This is a genomic window from Terriglobus sp. 2YAB30_2 (assembly GCF_052114765.1).
Classification (GTDB): Bacteria; Acidobacteriota; Terriglobia; order Terriglobales; family Acidobacteriaceae; genus Terriglobus.
This window is the reverse complement of record NZ_JBFRFJ010000004.1, coordinates 340,860-361,160: the sequence shown is the minus strand read 5'-3', so window position 1 is coordinate 361,160 and position 20,301 is coordinate 340,860. Positions and strand designations below refer to the sequence as shown.

Below are 20,301 nucleotides of genomic sequence, written 5' to 3'. Positions count from 1 at the left end.
CCTTCTATACTTGAAGGTGCGACATCATGACCTTTCCATTACTGCAGGAACAGCTTGACCTCATCACCAAGGGCGCGGCGGAGATCATTCCGCTGGAGGACCTGGCCAAACGCATCGAGAAGTCGATCGCGACCGGTACCCCTATGCGCATCAAAGCCGGCTTCGACCCTACGGCGCCCGATCTGCACCTTGGCCACACCGTGCTGATGCGCAAGCTGAAGCACTTCCAGACCCTGGGCCATACCGTCATCTTCCTGATCGGTGACTCGACCGCCCTGATCGGCGATCCCACCGGTAAGAGCCAGACGCGCAAGCCGCTCACGCGCGAAGAGATCGACGCCAACGCCGAGACCTATAAAGAACAGGTCTTCAGGATTCTGGACGCGGACAAGACCGAGGTCCGCTACAACTCGGAGTGGCTCGACCAGCTTGGCTACGCCGGCATTGTCAAGTTGGCAGCGCAGTTTACCGTCTCGCAGATGCTGGAGCGCGAAGACTTCCATAAGCGCTTCCAGGAGGAGCAGCCCATTCACGTCCACGAGCTGCTGTACCCCATGGCGCAAGGCTATGACTCGGTTGCACTGAAGTGTGATGTCGAGCTGGGCGGCACGGATCAGAAATTCAACCTGATGCGCGGCCGCGACCTGCAACGCACTCACGGACAGGCTCCGCAGATCATCCTGATGACGCCCATCCTCGAAGGCCTCGACGGCGTGCAGAAGATGTCGAAGTCGCTCGGCAATGCCATCGGCATCAAGGAGCCGGCGGGTGAGATGTACGGCAAGCTGATGAGCATCTCCGATGAGCTGATGTGGCGGTACTGGGTCTTCCTCACCGACCTGCCGCAGTCTGCCATCGACCAGATGCGCGCCGATGTCGCTTCAGGGGCGCTTCATCCCATGCAGGCGAAGAAGAACCTGGCACGCACCATCACGGCCGGCTTCCACTCAGAAGCGGAAGCGGTACACGCCGAGGAGAACTGGGCGCGCACCTTCCAGCAGAAGGCCATCGCGGACGACCTGGAGGAGGTACAGATCTCTCCGGAAGCGCTCGCCATCACGGACTCCAGCGTGCGCGTCGCGAAGCTTCTCGTCGCTCTGGGTCTCGCCGCTTCTGCTGGAGAAGCGACGCGAAAGGTTGCCGAGGGCGCTGTGCGGATCGACGGCAATGTCCATAAGGATGCCTTCCTTACGGTCACCGAATTGCCCGCACGTATCCCCGTGCGGCTTGGAAAGCGCGCGAAGCTCGCAGTGATCGCCTGACTGTGACTATTCCGCAACCCGGGAGCCCCGCTTTAGACGGATCCCGGGTTGCCTTCTTCTCCCGATATAGCCCAATATAATCAGCAGCTTGCACGCATCCTGTAAACCAGCCGCGACAAAGATGCATCCAACTGGGTCAGCAAGCTCAAGGAGGAACCCGTCCTGATGGGTACCCGATCGATTGCTGCTGTTGCAGCGCTGACTATTTTTGCTTTTCCTGCTTTTGCACAACAGGACACCGCCGCCCAGAACCTGGCGCGCCAGGTCATGCAGACGGAGATCGTCGCCGACCACGCTGACCATACACGGTGGCAGTACCGTTCGCACTATCAGAAGCCCGGCGAAGATGCCCTCTTCTACGTCATTGAGACGGATAGCGGAGCGATAAAGAAGAAGATCCGTACCGATGGCCGGCCCTTGACCCCAGCCGAACTCGCCACAGAAGACCGTAAGATCACCGATTTCGTCTCCAGCCCCAGCGAACAGGAGAAGCAGCGCAAGAGCGGCCGCGAGGACGATAAGCGTGCCGAAGAGATGCTGCGCATGATGCCGGATGCCTTCTACTGGTCAGTAAAGTCCGATAGTCCAGAGGCGACTACTCTCGCTTTTGTTCCCAATCCGAACTTCACGCCGCCCTCGATGGAATCCCGTGTCTTCGCCGCCATGTCCGGCGAGATCGTCCTGGATAAGGCACAACATCGTCTGAAGCTGATGCACGGCACCCTCACCAATGACGTCACCTTCGGCTGGGGTCTCTTTGGCCGTATGAAGAAGGGCGGCACCTTCTCGGTAGAACGCCGCGAGGTCAAGCCTGGCGTATGGCTTATCGTCGAAACCCACATCCACATCGATGGGAAAGCGCTGCTCTTCAAGTCCATCTCCGAGCAGGAAGATGAGGTAAAGTCCGGCTTCCGCCTCACACCCGACGCCATGACGCTGCAGGAGGCCGCCTCTGAACTGAAGTCACAGCCACCGGATACGCTCGCTCGGCGATAACGAGAAATACATGCTCACTCGATAGAGCATTTTCCGGGATACCCAGCAACAGGGAAAATGCTCTAAAGGGCGCGGTCACCTCCGCGCCCTTTATGCTTGAGGGGACGATGGCAGGCCGAAACTATCCCCAGACCGACCGCGAGCTCCTCCGGCTGATCGAACGCTCTCCCGGCGGACGCGCAGGCTATAAGCAACTCATCCGTGAGCTCGGCCTCGGCGGAGGCCGCGAACGCCGTCTGCTACTCGAACACCTTGCCCGCATGACGGCGAGCGGCGCGCTGCAGAAGGTCGATCACGATCAGTGGGCGGTGCCGAAGCCGAACGACCGCGGGACGCCTGGCGGAGCGACCTCCACCAGGCGCGGCAGGTATCCCACTGCCGCATCGTTCAATCGCGACAATCTCGTCTCCGGCAAGCTCGACCTGCATCGTGACGGCTTCGGTTTTGTTCGGGTACCCGGTGAGGACGACATCTTCATCCCTCCGCCGGAGATCAACGGAGCCATGCAGGGCGACCAGGTGCTGGTGGAGGTTGGCCCACCGCAACGCGACGGCCGTCGGTCCGGACGTATCGCCCGCGTGCTCAATCGCAAGCACCCAACGATTGTCGGCATCTTCCACTACGCCCGTCCGCAGAAGCGTCACGACTCTCCGCTGGTGCGTGGCAACTATGTCACACCGCTCGATGAGCGCATGACGCAGCCGATCCTCATCCCTGACGGGTTGGAGGTCCCTCTGCAAAAAGAGGGCTCGCCACATCGTGTGCTGGGAGAAGAAGCACGCGCACAGCTTGAGGAAGACTGGCGCAACCTCGAAGGCATGGCTGTCGATGTGGAGATCACCGACTTCCCCACGACTGCCCGTCCGGCAACCGGCCGCATCATCGAGGTGCTGGGCGACAAAGACGCCTTCGGTGTCGACGTCGAGATCATTATCCGCAAGCATCATCTGCCGCACGTCTTCCCTGACGACGTCCTCGAAGAGGCGCGCGCGCAGGCGGCAGAGCTCAATGGAGCGTACATTCACGAGCTCGAATCGACACCCTGGAATGGATTCGGAACGCACCCCAGGGAGAGCGGCCGCATCGACTTCCGCAGCTTCCCGATCGTCACCATCGACGGCGAAACTGCAAAGGACTTCGACGACGCCGTACACGCCCGCCTTCTGCCCAGCGGCAACTGGGAGTTGCAGGTCCACATCGCGGACGTGGCTGAGTATGTCCTGCCTGGAGGCGCACTCGATCTTGAAGCGCGCCTGCGCGGCACCAGTGTTTACTTTCCTGACCGGGCCATTCCAATGCTGCCGCAGGAGCTCTCCAGCGATATGTGCTCGCTGCGGCCGCACGAGAATCGGCTGGTTCTCTCCTGCGTCATGGAGATCGACCAGCGTGGCGAGGTACTGCGCTACCAGGTGATGGAAGGCATCATCCGCTCCGCACAGCGCATGACCTACACCAACGTGCAGCGTGTGCTCGATGACGACGCCAATGCTCTGCGCGAGTTCGCCGACCTGGTGCCCGAGTTCAAGCGCATGGAGGTGCTCTCGCGCCTTCTGAATCGTAAACGCGTACGGCGTGGCTCCATCGACTTCGATCTTCCTGAGCCTGTGGTGCAGTTCAACGAAGCCGGCGAGATGCAAGGGATCGTGCGGTCCGAACGCATCTGGGCGCATCGCCTGATCGAAGAGTTCATGCTTTCAGCCAATGAGTGCGTGGCTACCTGGATTGAGTCACAGGGCGTGCCGGGCATCTACCGTATTCACGAACCTCCTGATGCGCGGCGCGTTGTCGAGTTCGAAGAGACGGCGGCCGGCTTCGGCTACTCACTCGGCATCGGCAATCTGCCGGTACGCAAGATCCAGACACGCGGAGACCGGCGCGATGCACGCGGCAGCGGACGCGCCGCCAAGACGCACGAGGTCACCGAAGCGATTCCGGTGACGCCGCGCATGTACCAGATGCTGACCGAGCGCATTGCGGGCAAGCCCGAGGAACGCATCCTCGCCTACCTTATGCTGCGTTCACTGAAGCAGGCTGTCTACTCCGAACAGAACGAAGGCCACTTCGCGCTGGCCTCGCCGACTTATACGCACTTCACCTCGCCGATCCGCCGTTATCCAGACCTGATCGTGCATCGCATTGTCAAAGACCTGCTCCAGAGCGGAGCCAATCCCATGGGCAGCGCCGTGCTGAGCGACAAGCCGGCGCCGTGGGGCAATGCCCGTTTCACGAAGCATGCTGCCGATCTGGAAGGCCCCATCATGGCCAGCGAGTTGGCCTCCATCGCGCAGGAGTCGAGCGAGCGTGAACGCGGCTCCGAAGATGCCGAGCGTGAGCTGATCGAGTGGAAGAAGATCAAGTTCATGCAGGACCGTGTCGGCGAAGACTTCGACGCGATGATCCTGTCGGCCACCAAGTACGGCCTCTTCGTCGAGCTCGATGGTCTTTTCGTGGAGGGCCTGGTCCCGATCGACTCGCTGCGCGACGATCGCTATTACTTCAATGAGGGCTCACGCCGCATCTGTGGAGACCGTAACGGGCGCTGCTATGCCATGGGGCAGAAGGTGCGAGTGCTGCTCGATCGCGTGGACCGCGTGAATCGGCGCCTGCAGTTTGCCATTCTGGAAGACGAGAGCGGTCCATTCGCGCCTGCGGACGGAGAGCGTCCGGCAAAACCCGGTGCCCATCCGTACAAACCGCCGAAGGGCGCGGGGAAGAAGCGGTCGAAGAAGTCGATTCAGCGGGAGAAGAAGGCGAAAAAGAAAAGACGTTAGTTGATGTGAAAGATGAAATTCGCTCGATAGGGACGGGGTTGTCCATTCTCCATCAGCGGGCTGAAGTGCCATGAACGCATGGCGTCATAGCAAGGTCCCCATAGCTCATGTGGACCATCACCGGTCATCGCTTCGATAACCTGGCCATCAGAATCAATGGCAGCCCACAGGCTATACGTCGTTCCCTTTGGATACTTGCTGCCGTCGACCTTGGGCTCAACAATGTTGGTTGCCAACTTCCGCACCTCGGCATCGGTCAGCGGTTCTTTTGGACCCCATTTCCTGGTATCCACGGTGAACGAGAGAACACCCTCCATCTGTTGAGGCACACCATCCTTGAGGTAAGGGCGGAATGTCCATCGCATAATCTGCCGTACGGCGGAGTCGTTTGTACGTTCATTGACGGTGTAGAGCGGTAATACCTCACGGACCTTGCCTGTCCTATCCGTGGACATATAAAAGCTGGCTTCGCCGTGTTCCCCTCCATCCAGAGGTTGCGGCCAGATGATCTCAGGATCTGTGTTCGCTTGCTTCCGCAGGTCATTTTCTCTCATAACATCAACCTGCAGTTTTTGTTTGGCTGGTGTCGAAGGTGCGTTAATTGCCAGCATGTCTGGCTTGGGATTCTTCAAATCTTCGAGTCCAACCACGTGCAGGTCCAGTCGTTTTTCTCCGAGGCGCGCGGCATTCGTAATAGTCCGGGCAACAAGTGTTCCGCGGAAGTTCTGATAGTCGCTGAATTCAACCCCATGTCCGGAAGCGGCCACAATCTCATGTAAACCATCCGGGTACCGTATGCACATTTTCCGGGCTTGGTCGAAGCACTTGATTCCTGATGCGTCGGCAAGCTTATTTGCTTTTGTTTCCAGGCGGTCTCCGTCGCGAATTGTATTTGTAATGAAAGACGAATCCACGACGGCCATAGCGAAGGTATTCCATTTCAACGGAAGGTAGTCTCCCGAATTTTTCTCCAATGTTCTGTCACCGTTCACGATCAGATCCTGCGAGAATTCAGCCGACCTGATGAAACGCCGGTAATGCGTAGGGTCGATCCAGAGCCATTCGATCGTGCCGATCGTCTGCTGTCCATCGAGTACTACAGCATCGAGATGGAAGGGCTTGCTTCCAGGAGCAATCAACACAGGCTGCACAACTCGATGGTCAGCGCTTGTTACACTTGGCCCGCGCTGGGCAAACAGAACACCATAAAAAGTGACGAGACCCAGAGCCCTTGCGGCACGACGCATCGAATCAACCTCAATTTTCGGAATGTTGCGATTGTATAGTCGCCTGCAGTTCGCCAACATTCAACGATGATTACTTCCTTCAAGGCGCAATCGTGTATGCCGATGAATGCCATCGCGAGAATGGTGGATTTATCCTCTTGTAACACGCCCATTCGCGCCCGATAATGAGAACAGTCGTTCTCCGTTTTACAGTTCAGACGTAAGAAAGAGGCCATTCCATGAGCCCTACCCGTCGTGTCTTTATCCAACGGATGGCGCAGCTCGGAGGCTACTCCGCTGCTTATTCCACAATGCATCTTCTCGGCCTGATGCCTGCCTCCGGCGCGTCTCCTCTGCCGGAGCTACCTGCGGACTTCGGCAAAGGGAAGAAGGTCGTCGTTCTCGGAGCGGGTATCTCCGGCCTGGTAACAGCCTATGAGCTGCGCAAGGCAGGCTTTACGGTCACGGTGCTGGAGGCTCGTCATCGGCCCGGTGGTCGCTCATGGTCGGTGCGTAACGGCACGACCGTCGAGTTCCTGGACGGCACGAAACAGGAGTGTACCTGGGAAGAAGGTCACTATCTGAACGCCGGCCCGGCACGCATTCCCTCGCATCACACGCACATCCTCGACTACTGCCAGGAGCTGAACGTCCCGCTGGAGATAGAGATCAATTTCTCCCGCTCTGCACTGATGCAGTCAGATTCGCTGAATGGTGGAAAGCCCGTGGAAGAACGGCAGGTAGTGCATGACACCCGCGGTTACATCGCGGAGCTGCTTTCTAAGGCTATTAACAAACATGCGCTAGACCAGGAGCTGACAAAGGACGATGCGGAGCGCATGTACTATTTCCTGCGCGGCTTCGGCGACCTTAACCAGCAAAGCAAGTACTCCGGCACCACCCGGGCAGGCTTTGTTACACCGCGCGGCGCCGGGCCTGCCGTTGCGAAGCTGCATGATCCTCTCAAACTCAGCGAGTTGCTCGCCGCCGACCTCTCCAAGGGCGTTTTGTACGAAGAGCAGATCGACTGGCAGGCGACCATGTTCCAGCCGGTCGGCGGAATGGACCGCATCGGCTACGGCTTCGCCAAAGTGCTGGGCAACATCATCGTCTACGAGGCGCCGGTCACCGAGATCACAACCGGTCCCAACTCAGTTACCGTGGCATACACAAAGAAAGGCTCGGCACAGACCATTACGGCTGATTGGTGTGTCTGCACGATGCCAATCCCGGTACTGGCGAAGACGAAGAACAACTTCACTGCTGCGACACAGAACGCCTTCACCGGCATCCCCATGACAACCAACTACAAGATCGCCTGGGAGTCTCCGCGTTTCTGGGAGAAGGAAAACCGCATCTACGGCGGCATCAGCTTCCCTCGCCAGACCGTCGACCTGGTGTGGTATCCCTCCGACAAGCTCTTCTCGAAGACCGGCATCATCATCGGTGGCTTCAACGCCGAACGCGACGATGTCACGCGCCAGTTCACGCCGTTTGGTGCGCTCTCGCGGCAGGGCAAGCTCGATGCTTCCCGTGCTGCGGTGGAGAAGCTGCATCCGGGCAAGTCTTCCCTGCTTACAAAACCCATCTATGTGAGCTGGGAGAACATTCCGTATTCGCTTGGCTGCTTCGCTAACAATCATCTCGATGGGACTGAAGCTGCCTACAGCCAGCTCGATAAACCTGAAGGCCGCACGATCTTCGCGGGTGATTATCTGTCGCATCTGGTGGGATGGCAGGAGGGTGCGGCGCTCTCAGGGCATCGCGCGATTGAGAGGATTGCTGCGGGGATGAAGGGATAGGTTTTTTTGTTATCCGATAGGGCAGAGAAAGCAGGTCCTTCGCTTACTCTCAGGACCACAAAAAAAAAGACGGTTCGCGCGTAGCGCGAATACCCACGTCCCAGAAGCGGGACATGGGGCACCCGGTGTATGGGTTAGTCGCAGCCGGCGCCCAGGGCTTCCAAGGTCGGCTCTTCGGCGACTTCTTCGGTGACCGGCTTCATCTTGCCCTCGAAGAAGTCCTCGACGGCAATCATGACGTCTTCGCCCACCTTGGCCTCGTAGATCGCCCTGCGCAGTGAAGCTCCGCCGGCTACGCCGTGCGTGAACCAGCTTGCGAACTGCTTCATCTTGCCGATGGCATCGCGGCGGGCTGACTCTCGATCACGCTTGCGGCGCTTCTCTTCGTCGGTCTCAGCACGGCCAGGAGTTGCGAACTCAATCTCCGGATGCTCCTGCTCAATCTCTTCGAGCAGCATCTCGAAATAAGTCCGAATCATGCGGTAGCGGTCCATCTCGGTCGGCTGATCGTAGCGCCCAGTCGCGGTGTACTGTGCGATCTGACGGAAGAGCCACGGATTCGCCGGAGCGGCGCGGCCGATCATCACGGCGTCGCAGCCGGTCTCCGCCACCATGGCGGCAGCATCCTCCGGCGTGCGGATATCACCGTTGCCGATGACCGGAATCTTCACCGCGTCCTTGACCTGCGCGATCCACTCCCAGCGCGCCTGGCCGCTGTAGCCCTGCTCGCGCGTACGGGCGTGCAGCGCGACGGCGTTCAGCCCGCAGTCCTCGGCCATCTTCGCCAGCGGAACGCACACGATATTGGCGTCGTTCCACCCCATGCGGAACTTCACCGTAAATGGAATGGTGACGGCAGCCCGGACCGCCTGGAAGATCTCACCGATCAGCGGCAGATCGCGCAGCAGGCCGCTGCCACCGTTGCAGGAGGTGACGCGCTTGGCCGGGCAGCCCAGGTTGAGGTCGACGATATCGAAACCGGCGTCTTCCACGATGCGGGCAGACTCGGCCAGCGTGACCGGATTCGATCCGAAGAGCTGGGCCGAAATCGGGTGCTCGTCCTCGTAGTAGGTCAGGTAGCGCTTGCGCTTGGTCTCGCGCATGCGGGCCAGACCGTCAGCCGAGGTGAACTCGGTCATGATGAGACCACAGCCCGACTGCTGGTTCGTGACCGTCTGATTCACGTCGCCGGAGGAGTCCGGCGTAAACATGCTGGCGTTGCGGATGAAACGCCGGAAGACCGTGTCGGTTACCCCCGCCATGGGGGCAAGCACCGTTGCGGGAGCCACCCGAACCTTGCCGATGGAGAATTCGGCAGGAACGACGGCACCGTTGTCGGGCATGACATACTCGGTCGGGTTGTCCCAGTTCTTCTTCATGTGTATCTACAGAAAAGCCAAAGGCCCTCGCCGTAGCAAGGGCCTCGGCCTTGATGCGTTTGTATTTACTTGGCGGCCGCGCCAGACTTCTCGAACTTGCGGCGGAAGCGCTCTACGCGTCCAGCCGTGTCGATCAGCTTCTGCTTGCCAGTGAAGAAGGGGTGGCAGTTGGCGCAGATTTCGACCGTCAGGTCGCCCTTATGCGTCGAGCGGGTCACAAAAGTGTTTCCGCAGGCGCACTTTACGTTCATATCGGTGTAGTTGGGGTGAATTCCCTGCTTGGGCATTGAAAATAAATCCTTTTCGTGTGTTGCCGGGCTGTATTGCTATAAACCGGCTTGTTTTTGTCCAGCTCCCGGGGGCGGTTCGCTTGCTGCGGCAAAGATCACGCAACATCGATGTGCCTGTCGACTACGGGTGCTCTGTTAAGTATAACCCGGGTTAAACTGGGACTGCACCACGGGTGGTGCAGTGGTTCAGGATGATCCGAATCCGGGAACCCGGAAGTCCCTCAAAAGCAGGTCCTTCGCTTCACCACCCCGTTTGCTCAGGATGACAAGACATCGGAGTCGGAAGTTTTCCTAGATCGATGGGGGTTTTCCTAAGCCTTGCGGACAAGCATACTCATCTCATAGGTATGAGCGTCGTTTGCCCCATCTGCGAAGGAGCCGGTCTCCGCATCCTCACCCGGCCGGACGGGGAGCAGTACGCCACCGCTTGCGGTTGTCAGACGCAGCGTCGCGCTTTGGCGAATTTGGAACGCGCCCGTATCCCCCGCCGTTACGAGCACTGCACCCTCGACAACTACGAGACCAGCTTTCCCAGCTCTCACCGTTCCCTACTCAAGGCGCACTTGGCGGCGAAGAAGTTCGTTGAAGGGTATCCGATCGAAACGGACGGTTCCGGTCTTCTGATCACGGGGAACATCGGTGTGGGGAAAACCCATCTGGCCGTCGGCATTCTGCAGTCGCTCATCATGGAGCGCGGTGCCACCGGACTCTTCTACGACTACCGTGAGCTGCTGAAGGAAGTGCAGCACAGCTACAACCCGAAGGTTTCGGCCACGGAACTGGAGATTCTGAAGCCGGTCTTCGATGCCGAGATTCTGCTTCTGGACGAGCTCGGCGCCTCCAAACCCACGGACTGGGTCTGGGATACCGTCGCGCACATCCTGAACACTCGCTATAACGACAAGCGCACCACCATCATCACRACGAACTACGCTAATCAGGCTCCGCTCGGCGCAGAGGCAAGTACCCCGCGCAACGTAATGCGTGACGAGACCCTGGGTGACCGCATCGGCGAACGCATGCGCAGCCGCTTGCAGGAAATGTGCGTCATTGTGGAGATGCAGGGCGAAGACTTCCGCCAGAAGATCAAGCGGGCCACGCTGGCATAAGAATTGTTGGGGCGTGCGAAAAGTGTCCAACTTACGGGGACACCAAGGCGGCTGGAGTATTTCTCCTAATGGTGTAGAGCGGAGTTATCGCCGTTTGCGCCGTTTTCCGCGAAGAAAACGGCATTCGCAGATTTTTCCAAGGCTACAGTGTCAGGGGAAATGCTCTAAGCTACCAGAACTCCAATCACAATCAATACCGCGGCGGCGATGGCTACGGTGCGATAAATCGCCTCGTCTACTCGCTGTCTGCGGGTCGTCTCGGTCTGCATCGGTGCACTCCTGAAAAAACTGCAAATGGGGGAAAGCTGGACGTGCGCTCTCTATATCTCTTTGAACGCAATCTTCCCTCGTTTAGATGCGCTTGCTTTGCAAAAATTTCGTGAGAATTTCCCAAGGTACCTGGGCGCATCCGACATACAGCTAGAGCATTTTCCTGTAGGTGTAGTGCAGGGCCTGTGCATCTATGGGCGTTTTCCCCAATGAAAACGGCGCTGCACGCTCCTCCCGGGATACCCAGCAACAGGAAAAATGCTCTAATCGATGCTTCTAGACTCTGCCTGGTCTCGTCATTTTCGCAGCGATAGTCAGGCTGGTGAAAAAGACGACCGCCGGCAGTGCGGTACCCACGCTAACCCAGACTTGCGGTCTGTTGGAATTCATCGCTACGCCCTACAATCGGTTTCATGGCTGACGACGCACTCTTCACACCTCCGCCCACAGAACCTCGCAGCTCAATGCGTACGCCGCTGCTGATCGGTGGCGGTGTGGTGCTATTGGCTGTTGTCCTGATGCTCATCTTCGGCCACCACAAGGTGCAGGCGCCGACCACGGTAGCGCCGCTGGACAGCTACGCCGCCAACCTTCCCTTGAGTGGGATCGAGATGTCTGAGGCGACCTCGCCCTTCGCCGGCGGCCGCTCCACCTATATCGATGGCAAGATCACCAACACCGGCACCCGGACCATCACCGGGGTGACCGTGCAGACGATCTTCCGGTCGGACGATGGACATACGGTCTCACTCCAGACGGTCCCCCTGATGCTGATCCGCACCCGGATCCCCTACGTGGACACACAGCCCATCTCGGTAGCGCCCATCGCTCCCGGCGCGACGGCGGAGTTCCGACTGATCTTTGAGGGACTGCCACAGAGCTGGAACCAGCAGCAACCGGAACTGCACATTACAGGTGTGCAATCCAAGTAAACCCCGTGAATTTACTGCAGTGTAGGGAATATTTTTCCCACGGTAATTGTTCGCGGTGCGGACGAATCGACGGAATTTTCTCGTAAGTTACAGATTCTAAATAGGCCACCGTTTTGGCACGATAGCTGCTCTAAGAAGAGTACGAAAGCGTTGTGACGGTGTTTGTTTTAGTTGAACCGCCGCGACTCTAAAAGGAGCTATCGATATGAAATACGCTCGTGCCTTTTCCGGTTTGTCTGCCGTCGTTCTGACCGGCGCTCTTGCTTTTCCGGCTTACGCTCAGCAGAACAGCACCGCTTCCCCAGCTCAGGGTCAAAAGCAGGACGCAACGGATAACACAACGTACGCCACCGGTCAGCCGCTGCAGTCAGAGTCGAAAGAGGGCTTTTGGGGACATGTGAATCCCTTTGCCCGCAAGAAGTGGGTACATCGCCAGGTTGACCCGGTCAAGGACCGTGTCAATGAGCTCGATCAGCTTCAGGCCAAGAACGCAAATGACATCCGCGACGTAGACTCCCGTGCAACGGCAGGCATCAACAAGGCCCAGTCCGCTGCCGACTTGGCCGACCAGCATGCAGCAGACGCTGGTAACCGTGCCGATAAGGCCAACCAGGTTGCCTCCACTGCCAGCACCCGTACGGATGCTCTGCATGGCACCGTCCAGAACCTCGACCAGTTCAACAAGGTAAGCGACTCCGCCATCCCGTTCGCCAAGGGCAGCACGAAGCTCGGACCGAAGGGCAAGGCTGAACTCGATGCCATGGCCGAGAAGCTCGCCACCGAGAAGGGCTACATCATCGAAGTGCAGGGTTACAGCGGTTCTGGTGTATCAAGCTCGCAGGCAATGGCTGATTCTGTCGTACGCTACCTGGTCACCGAGCACCAGGTCCCGGTTTATCGCATCTATAGAAGTGGCCTCGGCCGTAACACCGCCAAGGCTGAAGAGGGTCAGGAGAAGCCAATCCGTAACGGCGTATACGTATCGCTGATGCACAACAGCATCGCGAGCATGGATTCGACGTCGGCGACCGCTGCTCCCGCAACACCGGTTACCGGAACCTCGACGCCGGACACCTCAAACCGCTAAGTCTCTCCCCCAGAGCGCGGCGGGGCTCCTAAAGCCCGCCGCGAACCATCAGGATCGTTGGAACGCTGCCAATCAAGAGCGCGTCCACACCAAGCTCTCCTAACCAGAGAGAACCAAGGCAGATTGGCCCTCCTCCCGGAGGGCCGTTTTTTTGCTTAAAACAAGTTTCTTGCTACGGCAAGCCTGGGCGCCAGGATAGCGCAGCGGGCGCATGAGAGTTGCTCCGGGGCTGCCGTTAGAGCCTTTCCCTGTTGCTCTGGATATCCCGCAGGGGAATGCTCTGTCACCTCAAAACACAAAGACCGGCGCGCAGTCGCGAGCCGGTCTAAAATTCCTCTGCTTTTAACGAGCGTTTGTCCCGTCGACTTAGGGGCGACCCAGGACGCGGTCGTAGACGTAGCGATCGCTGGTGGTGCCCAAAGCCTCGTTGTATAGCACCAGAGCGCCCATCGACTCCTTCAGCTCCTCGCTGAAGCGGTGGAGATCGCGCAGATTGTCCGCCGTGGCGGGAATCTCGACGTGACCGGCCTTCAGGAACTTCTGGTAGCCCTTGTCGACCAGGCGGGCGATATTTCCCTTGAGCAGCCAGCCCGGACGGGCCGTAATCTCGGCGGTTCCGTCGGCTGCAGCACGAATCTCGGCGGCGCAACCGTACTTGGAGATGCGCTTTGCACCGTTGGCGCCGGCGGAAACATCAAACTTGTGGTTCCCCAGCGTGGACAACACGGTGTCGAACCTGGGCTGCTGCTGTGTCTTTCTGGCCATAAGCGGATAAACTCAACAACAGTGTCGCATATTGCTGCCCGCCTCGGAGCGCCCGGCGACAGGAACGGAAACCAGAGTTTTGCTGACGGAAACCAAAATCTCCGGCGCCAACACCTCTACCCTTGGCACCTCTGTGCTCGATCGGGTTGGGAATACACCACTCGTCCGTCTGGACCGCCTGACAGCCAAGCTGCCCGGCATCGTCCTCCTGGGCAAAGCCGAGTGGGCAAACCCCGGCGGCAGCGTGAAAGACCGTCCCGCCTCGAACATTGTTCTGTCCGCACAGCGCGAGGGCAAGCTCACTCCCGGAAAGCACCTGCTTGACGCCACCAGCGGCAACACGGGCATCGCCTATGCCATGCTGGGCGCGGCCATGGGCTTCCCGGTGACGCTCTGCCTGCCGTCAAATGCCTCTCCGGAGCGTAAAAAGATCCTCGCCGCTTACGGGGCGAACATTGTTCTGACCGATCCGGCAGATGGCTCCGACGGCGCCATTCGCAAGGCGCGGGAGCTGGCCGCCAGCGACCCCGACAAGTATTTCTACGCCGATCAGTACTCGAACAATAACAACTGGCAGGCGCACTACAAGACCACTGCGAACGAGATCTGGCAACAGACCGAAGGGCGTCTGACGCACTTCGTTGCTGGCCTCGGCACCTCCGGCACCTTCATGGGCACCACGCGCCGGTTGCGTGAGCTGAACCCGAAGATCCAGTGCATCTCGATGCAGCCGGACTCGCCCTTCAACGGCCTCGAAGGTCTGAAGCACATGCCCACCGCTATCGTTCCGCCGATCTACGATCCCAAGCTCGCGGATCGCCTGGTGGAAGCCTCCACCGAAGAGGCCTACGTGATGGCGAAGCGCATCGCCCGCGAAGAAGGCATCCTGATGGGTATCTCCTCGGCCGCCAACGTCGCCACGGCGCTGCACATCGCCGAGGAAGAGGTTGCCGCCGGGCGCGAGGCCATTATCGTCACCATCCTCTGCGACTCCGCAGACAAATATCTCAGCGAACGGTTCTGGCAGGAATGAAACTCCACATCACCCAAGCCGACTACGATGCCCTCCGCGCCCACGGCGAGGAGACGTATCCCCATGAGTGCTGCGGCGTTCTGCTGGGCCATGCCAAGGATGACGGCAACCATGTCTCCGCGATCGTCCGTGCCGGGAATACCCGCACCGACAGCGCGCACAATCGCTACAACATCAGCCCCATGGAGCTGATCAAGATTCAGCGCGAAGGCCGCAAACAGGGCCTGGACATCGTGGGCTTTTACCACTCGCATCCAGATCATCCGGCGATGTGGTCTTCGACCGACTTCGCCGAGGCTCATTGGTTCGGCTGCTGTTACGTCATCACCAGCGTCGACAAGGGCAAGGCCAATCTGACCAATGCCTTTCACCTCAGCGGCACGACGGAAGATGACAAAGCTTTTCAGCAGGAAGAGATTCTGATCACAAAAGCAGTTGGAGAAAACGCATGAAGATCAACATCCCGACACCGCTCCGGGCGTTCACGGACAAGCAAGCCACCGTGGAGGTAAACGGCGCCACGGTTCAGGCCGGGCTCGATGCACTGGTCGCCGCCCACCCCGAGCTGAAGAATCACCTCTTTACCCCGGACGGCAAGCTGCGCAGCTTCGTCAACGTCTACCTGAACGATGACGACGTCCGCTATCTGCCCGCCGCCGAGGCCTCCGCAGTCAGCGCCGCTGACGAGCTCACCATTATTCCTTCCATCGCCGGCGGCGCCGGCCGGACTGGCCGTCCAGGCGTAAGCGCTTCGCGCGCTCTTTGTTGTCGTTAGACAACATCCCCTTCCGACATTTTTTTCTTGTCATCCTGAGCGTAGCGAAGGACCCGCTTTTCGGGTCCTCTACGGCTCAGTCAGCCGAAGGACCATACCATGCCTGATTTGAAAGAAGTCGCACTCCCGGAACTGTCGAACGACGAAATCTCGCGCTACTCGCGCCACCTGATCCTGCCCGAGGTGGGCTTTGAAGGCCAGCAGAAGCTGAAGGCCGCCAAGGTCCTGTGCGTTGGGACCGGCGGTCTGGGCGCTCCGCTTGCCTACTACCTCGCCGCTGCCGGCATCGGCACGCTTGGCCTGGTGGACTTTGACGTTGTCGACGCCAGCAACCTGCAGCGCCAGATCATCCACTCGACCTCGACTGTCGGCCAGCTGAAGGTCGACTCCGCCGAGAAGAAGCTCAAAGACCTGAACCCGTACATGAACGTGGTGAAGCACAACGTCATGCTGCGCAGCGACAACGCCCTTGAGATCTTCAAGGACTACGACATCATCGCCGACGGCACGGACAACTTCCAGACACGCTACCTGGTCAACGATGCCTGCGTGCTGCTGAACAAGCCCAATGCCTACGGCTCGATCTTCCGCTTCGAGGGCCAGGCTTCAGTCTTCGCCACGGAGGAAGGCCCCTGCTATCGCTGCCTCTATCCGGAACCGCCACCGCCGGGTCTGGTTCCGTCCTGCGCCGAGGGTGGCGTACTGGGCATTCTGCCCGGACTGGTCGGCGTGATTCAGGCCACCGAGGTCATCAAGCTGATCCTCGGTATCGGCGAGCCGCTTGTCGGCCGCCTGCTGCTCGTGGATTCTCTGTCGATGAGCTTCCGTACGCTGAAGCTGCGCAAGAACCCGAAGTGCCCGATGTGCGGAACGCACGAGATCAAGGAACTGATTGATTACGATCAATTCTGCGGCATCGCTCCGCCGACGACCACCGGCCCGCTGGAAGTAGCGCAGCACGCCGCCGTGGGTGATGTTCTCGTACAGGACGGCATTCCGCAGATCACCGTGGAAGAGCTGAAGGCCAAGCGCGACCGCAACGATGACTTCGTGTTGCTGGATGTTCGCGAGCCGCATGAGTATCGCATTGCGAACCTGGGCGCTCCGCTCTATCCGCTGGGCGAGATCGGTTCGAAGCTTGGCGAGTTGGCGCAGTACAAGGACAAGGAAGTACTGGTCCACTGCCGCTCCGGCGCGCGCAGCCAGAAGGCCGCGCTCGAGCTGAAGGCTGCCGGCTTCTCCAACGTGAAGAACGTCGCAGGGGGCATCCTGGCCTGGGCCGAGAAGATCGACCCGACCATGCCGAAGTACTAAGTCAGTCTCTGCTCATCAAACTCCCGTTTCGGAGCTTCTGTAAATCCTGCTCTGAACGGGAGTTTTTGTGCTCTGAGCTACTCTTCTTCGTTGTTTGTGCTCGTAATTGGAACGACCGGAAATCACGTCAAATGCCGGCCCCTCCTATGTCCGGAAACTGTTCACTTTATAGATCTTCTCGATATACCGAAGGTGTTTTGCAACGTCATGGTTTCGTCCGGGCAACCCGAAGTAAACGCGGGGGCATCCAGAGCAACTAAGCATTAGTTGATGGATACCGCGCCGCGCGCACAGTTGAGCCTCAGCGACGGGATCACCACGCAGCGGAGGATCATCCGGTGAATCGCATCATGCGCAGTCCGTCTGTACGGACAACGCTCTCCTCGTTATTTCACGCCCTTCAGAGCGGTCTGCACGTTAGCGTCACTCCCTCACACTTTTACTTTCCCGTGCCGGACCTGGACTCCTTCCGCGGTAAGGACTGGAAAGAACGCCGTCCCTGTAGCGGCATCGACTTCCGTTTCGACGAGCAGATCCAACGGCTGCAGCAGGATCTGGCGCCCTATCTGGCTGAGTGCAAGTTCCCTGAAAGTTCGGTCTCCAACAATGGACATCGCTCGTTCCACTTCAACAACGGCTTCTTCGAGCATGTGGATGCAGAGATCGCGTATGCCTTCGTGCGCCGCAACAAGCCTCGCCGCATTATCGAGATCGGTAGTGGAAACACCACGATGGTGCTGGCCGCCGCCTTACGTGCCAATCGGAAAGAGGGCTTCCCGGGTGAGTTGATCAGCATCGAACCGCACCCTGCGCCGTATCTCAAACATGGCATCGATGGCTTGACCCAGTTGATCGAAAAGCCGGTACAACAGGTCCCACTCGAGTTCTTTCATCAGCTCGAAGCCAACGATATCCTCTTCATCGATTCCACGCACGTAGTCTCGGTCGACAGCGACGTGCTCTATGAATGCCTGCGCATCCTGCCTGAGCTCGCCGAAGGTGTCCTGGTTCACCTGCACGACATCTTTACGCCGCACGATTACCCGCAGAAGTTCGTGATGACCAATCTCTGCTTCTGGGGAGAGCAGTACATGCTCGAGGCCTTTCTTTCTTTCAACCAGGCCTTCCGCGTCATGTGGTCCGCAAGCGCACTTCAGCACGAACACTGGAACGAGCTTGAGGCCGCCTTCCCGGCGTGGAAAGACAGCTACACACGCATGCCCGCGCAGCTAAAGATCTACGCACCCACACTCGATGGAAAGAATGTGTGGCCCAACAGCTTCTGGATTGAGCGCGCTGCTCGATGATGCAAATGGCGTTGCCTGACGTGGGCATGCCCTAGAGCAATTCTCCTAATACTGTGGTGTTGGAGAAATCTGCGAATGCCGTTTTCTTCGAAGGAAAACGGCGCAAACTGCAAACGCTTCGCTCTACACCTTTAGGAGAACTGCACTAGCCTCTTCGATATACCGCGACCTCGCGCAACGAATGCGCAATGGCTTCCAGGCATCGCCGGCTCCCGGGGGTTGCCGGCACCTCTATCTGCATCTTGCGGCAGAGAGAAGCCAGCATCTGCGACCCGATACGGTCGATCGTATCCGGATCCAGGTCAGGAATCCGGGCGACGAAGGCTTCGATCATGACCAGATCTTCCGTCGAGAGCTTTGCAATCACAGATGGATCGAACTCAACGCCATGCGCCACATGCATCGCATGATTCTGCACCGGGGCGGGCTCGGGAGCGATCGTAATGCTGCGGCTGGAATAGGCTGATCCAGCCCCTGCGGTCTCCTCCTGACGGACAACGATGGTGCCCGCAAGCAGATCGCCCAACCGCTTGTTCTGCTTGCTGATAACGATCGTGAAGATCCCGATGACGTAAGCCGTCGGCATCATATCGATAATCCGCAGGAAGTTCCGCGCCATTGCCTCGAAGAGCGTGATCTGTCTGCCCGTGTCTTTAATGACGCGGATGCGGTTCAAACGCTTTCCCGGCGTCTGTCCATTCCAGAAGGCTTCAAACAGGGTGTAATAGCCCCAGAAGAAGAGAAAGTTCACGAAGATCAGGCCGGCCGTCAGCCACATGCCGGTGCGGTCTGAGACCTGGTTCAGCCGCTCGGCGCCTCCGGCTGACGCAAACGCCAGGCTGATGACGATGACCAGAAATATATAAATGCCACCCTGAAGAAGCAGGTCAGCTAGGTGCGCCAGCATACGTGAGCCGAGGCCGGCCACGGGAAAACTGAGTGCTACCTGCTCGGGTGTGTCGATGCTAAGCTGATCTCGATATTGATGGGTGCTCATGATCTCGAATGCCTGGTTAGAACAGCGTAGGGCCTCCTGGGCCAAATTGGAATTCCTGATTCAGCAGGCAGAGAAATTTCGTTTGAAGCACCTTACCGCCGAGGAGCTCTCCGAGTTCGGCCTGCTCTACCGCCAGGCTGCCGCCGACCTCTCTGCTGCCCGAAGCGACCGTTCCGCCAAAACTACCGCCGAATACCTCAACCGCCTGGTCAGCCGGGCCCATCATCTCGTCTATGCAGGCCGCAAGACGACACTGCGCGGTATGCTGCGGTTTTTCACTGATGACTATCCACGCATCTTCCGTGGGCTGCTTCCCTTCACGGCAGCATCCCTGCTCATCTTCCTCGGGGGAGCCCTGCTGGGAACGCTGCTCACACTGGCGCGGCCGGAGTTCATGCGGGAGTTCCTCGGCCCATCGATGGTGAGCACCATCGAGAAACATCAGATGTGGACCGACTCCGTGGTCGCCATTAAGCCGCGCGCCTCGGCAGCGATCACGACAAATAACCTCAGCGTTACCTTCTTTACCTTCGCGGGAGGTATCGCCGGCGGTGTCTTCACCGTGTTCCTCCTGTTCAATAATGGCCTGCTGATGGGAGTCGTCAGTACAGCCTGCGCGCAGCATCATATGTCCCTCAGCCTGTGGAGTTTTGTCGCAGCACACGGCGCGCTGGAGCTTCCCGCGATCTTCATCGCCGGGGGAGCAGGACTGCGTATTGGCTGGGGTCTCCTGTTTCCCGGACTGCTCTCGCGCCGTGAATCCCTCGTGCTCGCCGGGACCGAAGCCGTCCGTCTGCTCGCCGGCACCATCCCGATGCTGCTCATTGCCGGCACACTGGAAGGCTTTGTTTCACCCACCAAGGCGCCGCTGGCGCTCAAATTCGGCATCTCCGCCACTCTGCTCACCCTGCTTTGGTTGTGGTTAGGACAGAACCGCGACCAGAAAGCCTTGGATACCGTCTCGGAACCAGCGCTCGCCTAAAGCA

18 protein-coding genes are annotated in these 20,301 nt (G+C 59.0%); 13 read left to right on the top strand and 5 right to left on the bottom strand.

What is annotated here, in order from left to right; translation table 11 throughout:
• Positions 1 to 26: 26 nt before the first annotated feature.
• The 3 genes from tyrS (at position 27) to AB4Y89_RS09115 (ending at position 5,029) form a co-directional block, all read left to right on the top strand.
• The gene (tyrS, locus tag AB4Y89_RS09125) at positions 27 to 1,262 is read left to right on the top strand and encodes a tyrosine--tRNA ligase (RefSeq protein WP_442300606.1); all 1,236 of its coding nucleotides are present in this window, start codon (positions 27 to 29) and stop codon (positions 1,260 to 1,262) included.
• 165 nt (positions 1,263 to 1,427) lie between these two features.
• Positions 1,428 to 2,258, top strand: coding sequence for a hypothetical protein (locus AB4Y89_RS09120; protein ID WP_442300605.1), 831 nt, complete (start codon positions 1,428 to 1,430; stop codon positions 2,256 to 2,258).
• A gap of 107 nt (positions 2,259 to 2,365) precedes the next feature.
• Positions 2,366 to 5,029 (top strand): ribonuclease R family protein, encoded by a 2,664-nt coding sequence (locus AB4Y89_RS09115; RefSeq protein WP_442300604.1) that lies wholly within the window; start codon positions 2,366 to 2,368, stop codon positions 5,027 to 5,029.
• On the opposite strand, the gene AB4Y89_RS09110 is transcribed toward AB4Y89_RS09115, so the two are convergent.
• On the bottom strand, positions 5,026 to 6,276 hold the full coding sequence (locus AB4Y89_RS09110) for a hypothetical protein (protein ID WP_442300603.1): 1,251 nt from the start codon (positions 6,274 to 6,276) through the stop codon (positions 5,026 to 5,028). The genes AB4Y89_RS09115 and AB4Y89_RS09110 overlap by 4 nt on opposite strands.
• A gap of 218 nt (positions 6,277 to 6,494) precedes the next feature.
• On the opposite strand from AB4Y89_RS09110, the gene AB4Y89_RS09105 reads away from it, so the two are divergent.
• Positions 6,495 to 8,057 carry a flavin monoamine oxidase family protein gene (locus AB4Y89_RS09105; protein WP_442300602.1) on the top strand — a complete coding sequence of 521 codons (1,563 nt, stop codon included), beginning with the start codon at positions 6,495 to 6,497 and terminating at the stop codon, positions 8,055 to 8,057.
• Positions 8,058 to 8,191: 134 nt separating this feature from the next.
• Here the strand turns inward: AB4Y89_RS09105 and dusB are convergent, their stop codons facing one another.
• Together dusB and rpmE are read right to left on the bottom strand one after the other, a co-directional pair.
• Positions 8,192 to 9,436, bottom strand: a complete 1,245-nt coding sequence (gene dusB, locus AB4Y89_RS09100; protein WP_442300601.1) for a tRNA dihydrouridine synthase DusB — start codon at positions 9,434 to 9,436, stop codon at positions 8,192 to 8,194.
• Positions 9,437 to 9,501: 65 nt separating this feature from the next.
• A complete protein-coding gene (gene rpmE / locus AB4Y89_RS09095) occupies positions 9,502 to 9,723 on the bottom strand; it encodes a 50S ribosomal protein L31 (RefSeq protein ID WP_147645775.1) in 222 nt (73 codons plus the stop codon).
• Positions 9,724 to 10,073: 350 nt separating this feature from the next.
• Between rpmE and AB4Y89_RS09090 the strand changes: the two genes are divergently transcribed.
• The 3 genes from AB4Y89_RS09090 to AB4Y89_RS09080 all read left to right on the top strand — a co-directional run bounded on the left by AB4Y89_RS09090 (position 10,074) and on the right by AB4Y89_RS09080 (position 13,124).
• Entirely contained in the window at positions 10,074 to 10,835 is a 762-nt protein-coding gene (locus tag AB4Y89_RS09090) for an ATP-binding protein (protein ID WP_442300600.1), read from the top strand.
• A gap of 683 nt (positions 10,836 to 11,518) precedes the next feature.
• Positions 11,519 to 12,037, top strand: coding sequence for a DUF2393 family protein (locus AB4Y89_RS09085; RefSeq protein ID WP_442300599.1), 519 nt, complete (start codon positions 11,519 to 11,521; stop codon positions 12,035 to 12,037).
• Between the two features lie 205 nt (positions 12,038 to 12,242).
• Positions 12,243 to 13,124 (top strand): OmpA family protein, encoded by an 882-nt coding sequence (locus tag AB4Y89_RS09080; protein ID WP_442300598.1) that lies wholly within the window; start codon positions 12,243 to 12,245, stop codon positions 13,122 to 13,124.
• Positions 13,125 to 13,490: 366 nt separating this feature from the next.
• Here the strand turns inward: AB4Y89_RS09080 and AB4Y89_RS09075 are convergent, their stop codons facing one another.
• Complete coding sequence (locus AB4Y89_RS09075) at positions 13,491 to 13,889, bottom strand: hypothetical protein (RefSeq protein WP_442300597.1); 399 nt, start codon at positions 13,887 to 13,889, stop codon at positions 13,491 to 13,493.
• Between the two features lie 79 nt (positions 13,890 to 13,968).
• Here AB4Y89_RS09075 and AB4Y89_RS09070 point away from each other — a divergent pair, with 79 nt between their 5' ends.
• The 5 genes from AB4Y89_RS09070 to AB4Y89_RS09050 all read left to right on the top strand — a co-directional run bounded on the left by AB4Y89_RS09070 (position 13,969) and on the right by AB4Y89_RS09050 (position 18,318).
• Positions 13,969 to 14,922: a PLP-dependent cysteine synthase family protein gene (locus AB4Y89_RS09070; RefSeq protein WP_442300596.1), complete on the top strand. Its 954-nt coding sequence runs from the start codon at positions 13,969 to 13,971 to the stop codon at positions 14,920 to 14,922.
• The gene (locus AB4Y89_RS09065) at positions 14,919 to 15,374 is read left to right on the top strand and encodes a M67 family metallopeptidase (RefSeq protein WP_442300595.1); all 456 of its coding nucleotides are present in this window, start codon (positions 14,919 to 14,921) and stop codon (positions 15,372 to 15,374) included. Before AB4Y89_RS09070 ends, AB4Y89_RS09065 begins: the two co-directional genes overlap by 4 nt.
• A complete protein-coding gene (locus AB4Y89_RS09060) occupies positions 15,371 to 15,697 on the top strand; it encodes a MoaD/ThiS family protein (protein WP_442300594.1) in 327 nt (108 codons plus the stop codon). Before AB4Y89_RS09065 ends, AB4Y89_RS09060 begins: the two co-directional genes overlap by 4 nt.
• A gap of 99 nt (positions 15,698 to 15,796) precedes the next feature.
• Positions 15,797 to 17,011 (top strand): molybdopterin-synthase adenylyltransferase MoeB, encoded by a 1,215-nt coding sequence (gene moeB / locus AB4Y89_RS09055; RefSeq protein ID WP_442300593.1) that lies wholly within the window; start codon positions 15,797 to 15,799, stop codon positions 17,009 to 17,011.
• Positions 17,012 to 17,349: 338 nt separating this feature from the next.
• Positions 17,350 to 18,318 (top strand): class I SAM-dependent methyltransferase, encoded by a 969-nt coding sequence (locus AB4Y89_RS09050; RefSeq protein ID WP_442300592.1) that lies wholly within the window; start codon positions 17,350 to 17,352, stop codon positions 18,316 to 18,318.
• 145 nt (positions 18,319 to 18,463) lie between these two features.
• Here the strand turns inward: AB4Y89_RS09050 and AB4Y89_RS09045 are convergent, their stop codons facing one another.
• The gene (locus AB4Y89_RS09045; protein ID WP_442300591.1) at positions 18,464 to 19,315 is read right to left on the bottom strand and encodes an RDD family protein; all 852 of its coding nucleotides are present in this window, start codon (positions 19,313 to 19,315) and stop codon (positions 18,464 to 18,466) included.
• Positions 19,316 to 19,397: 82 nt separating this feature from the next.
• Between AB4Y89_RS09045 and AB4Y89_RS09040 the strand changes: the two genes are divergently transcribed.
• Entirely contained in the window at positions 19,398 to 20,297 is a 900-nt protein-coding gene (locus AB4Y89_RS09040; RefSeq protein WP_442300590.1) for a stage II sporulation protein M, read from the top strand.
• The last annotated feature ends 4 nt before the right edge of the window (positions 20,298 to 20,301 follow it).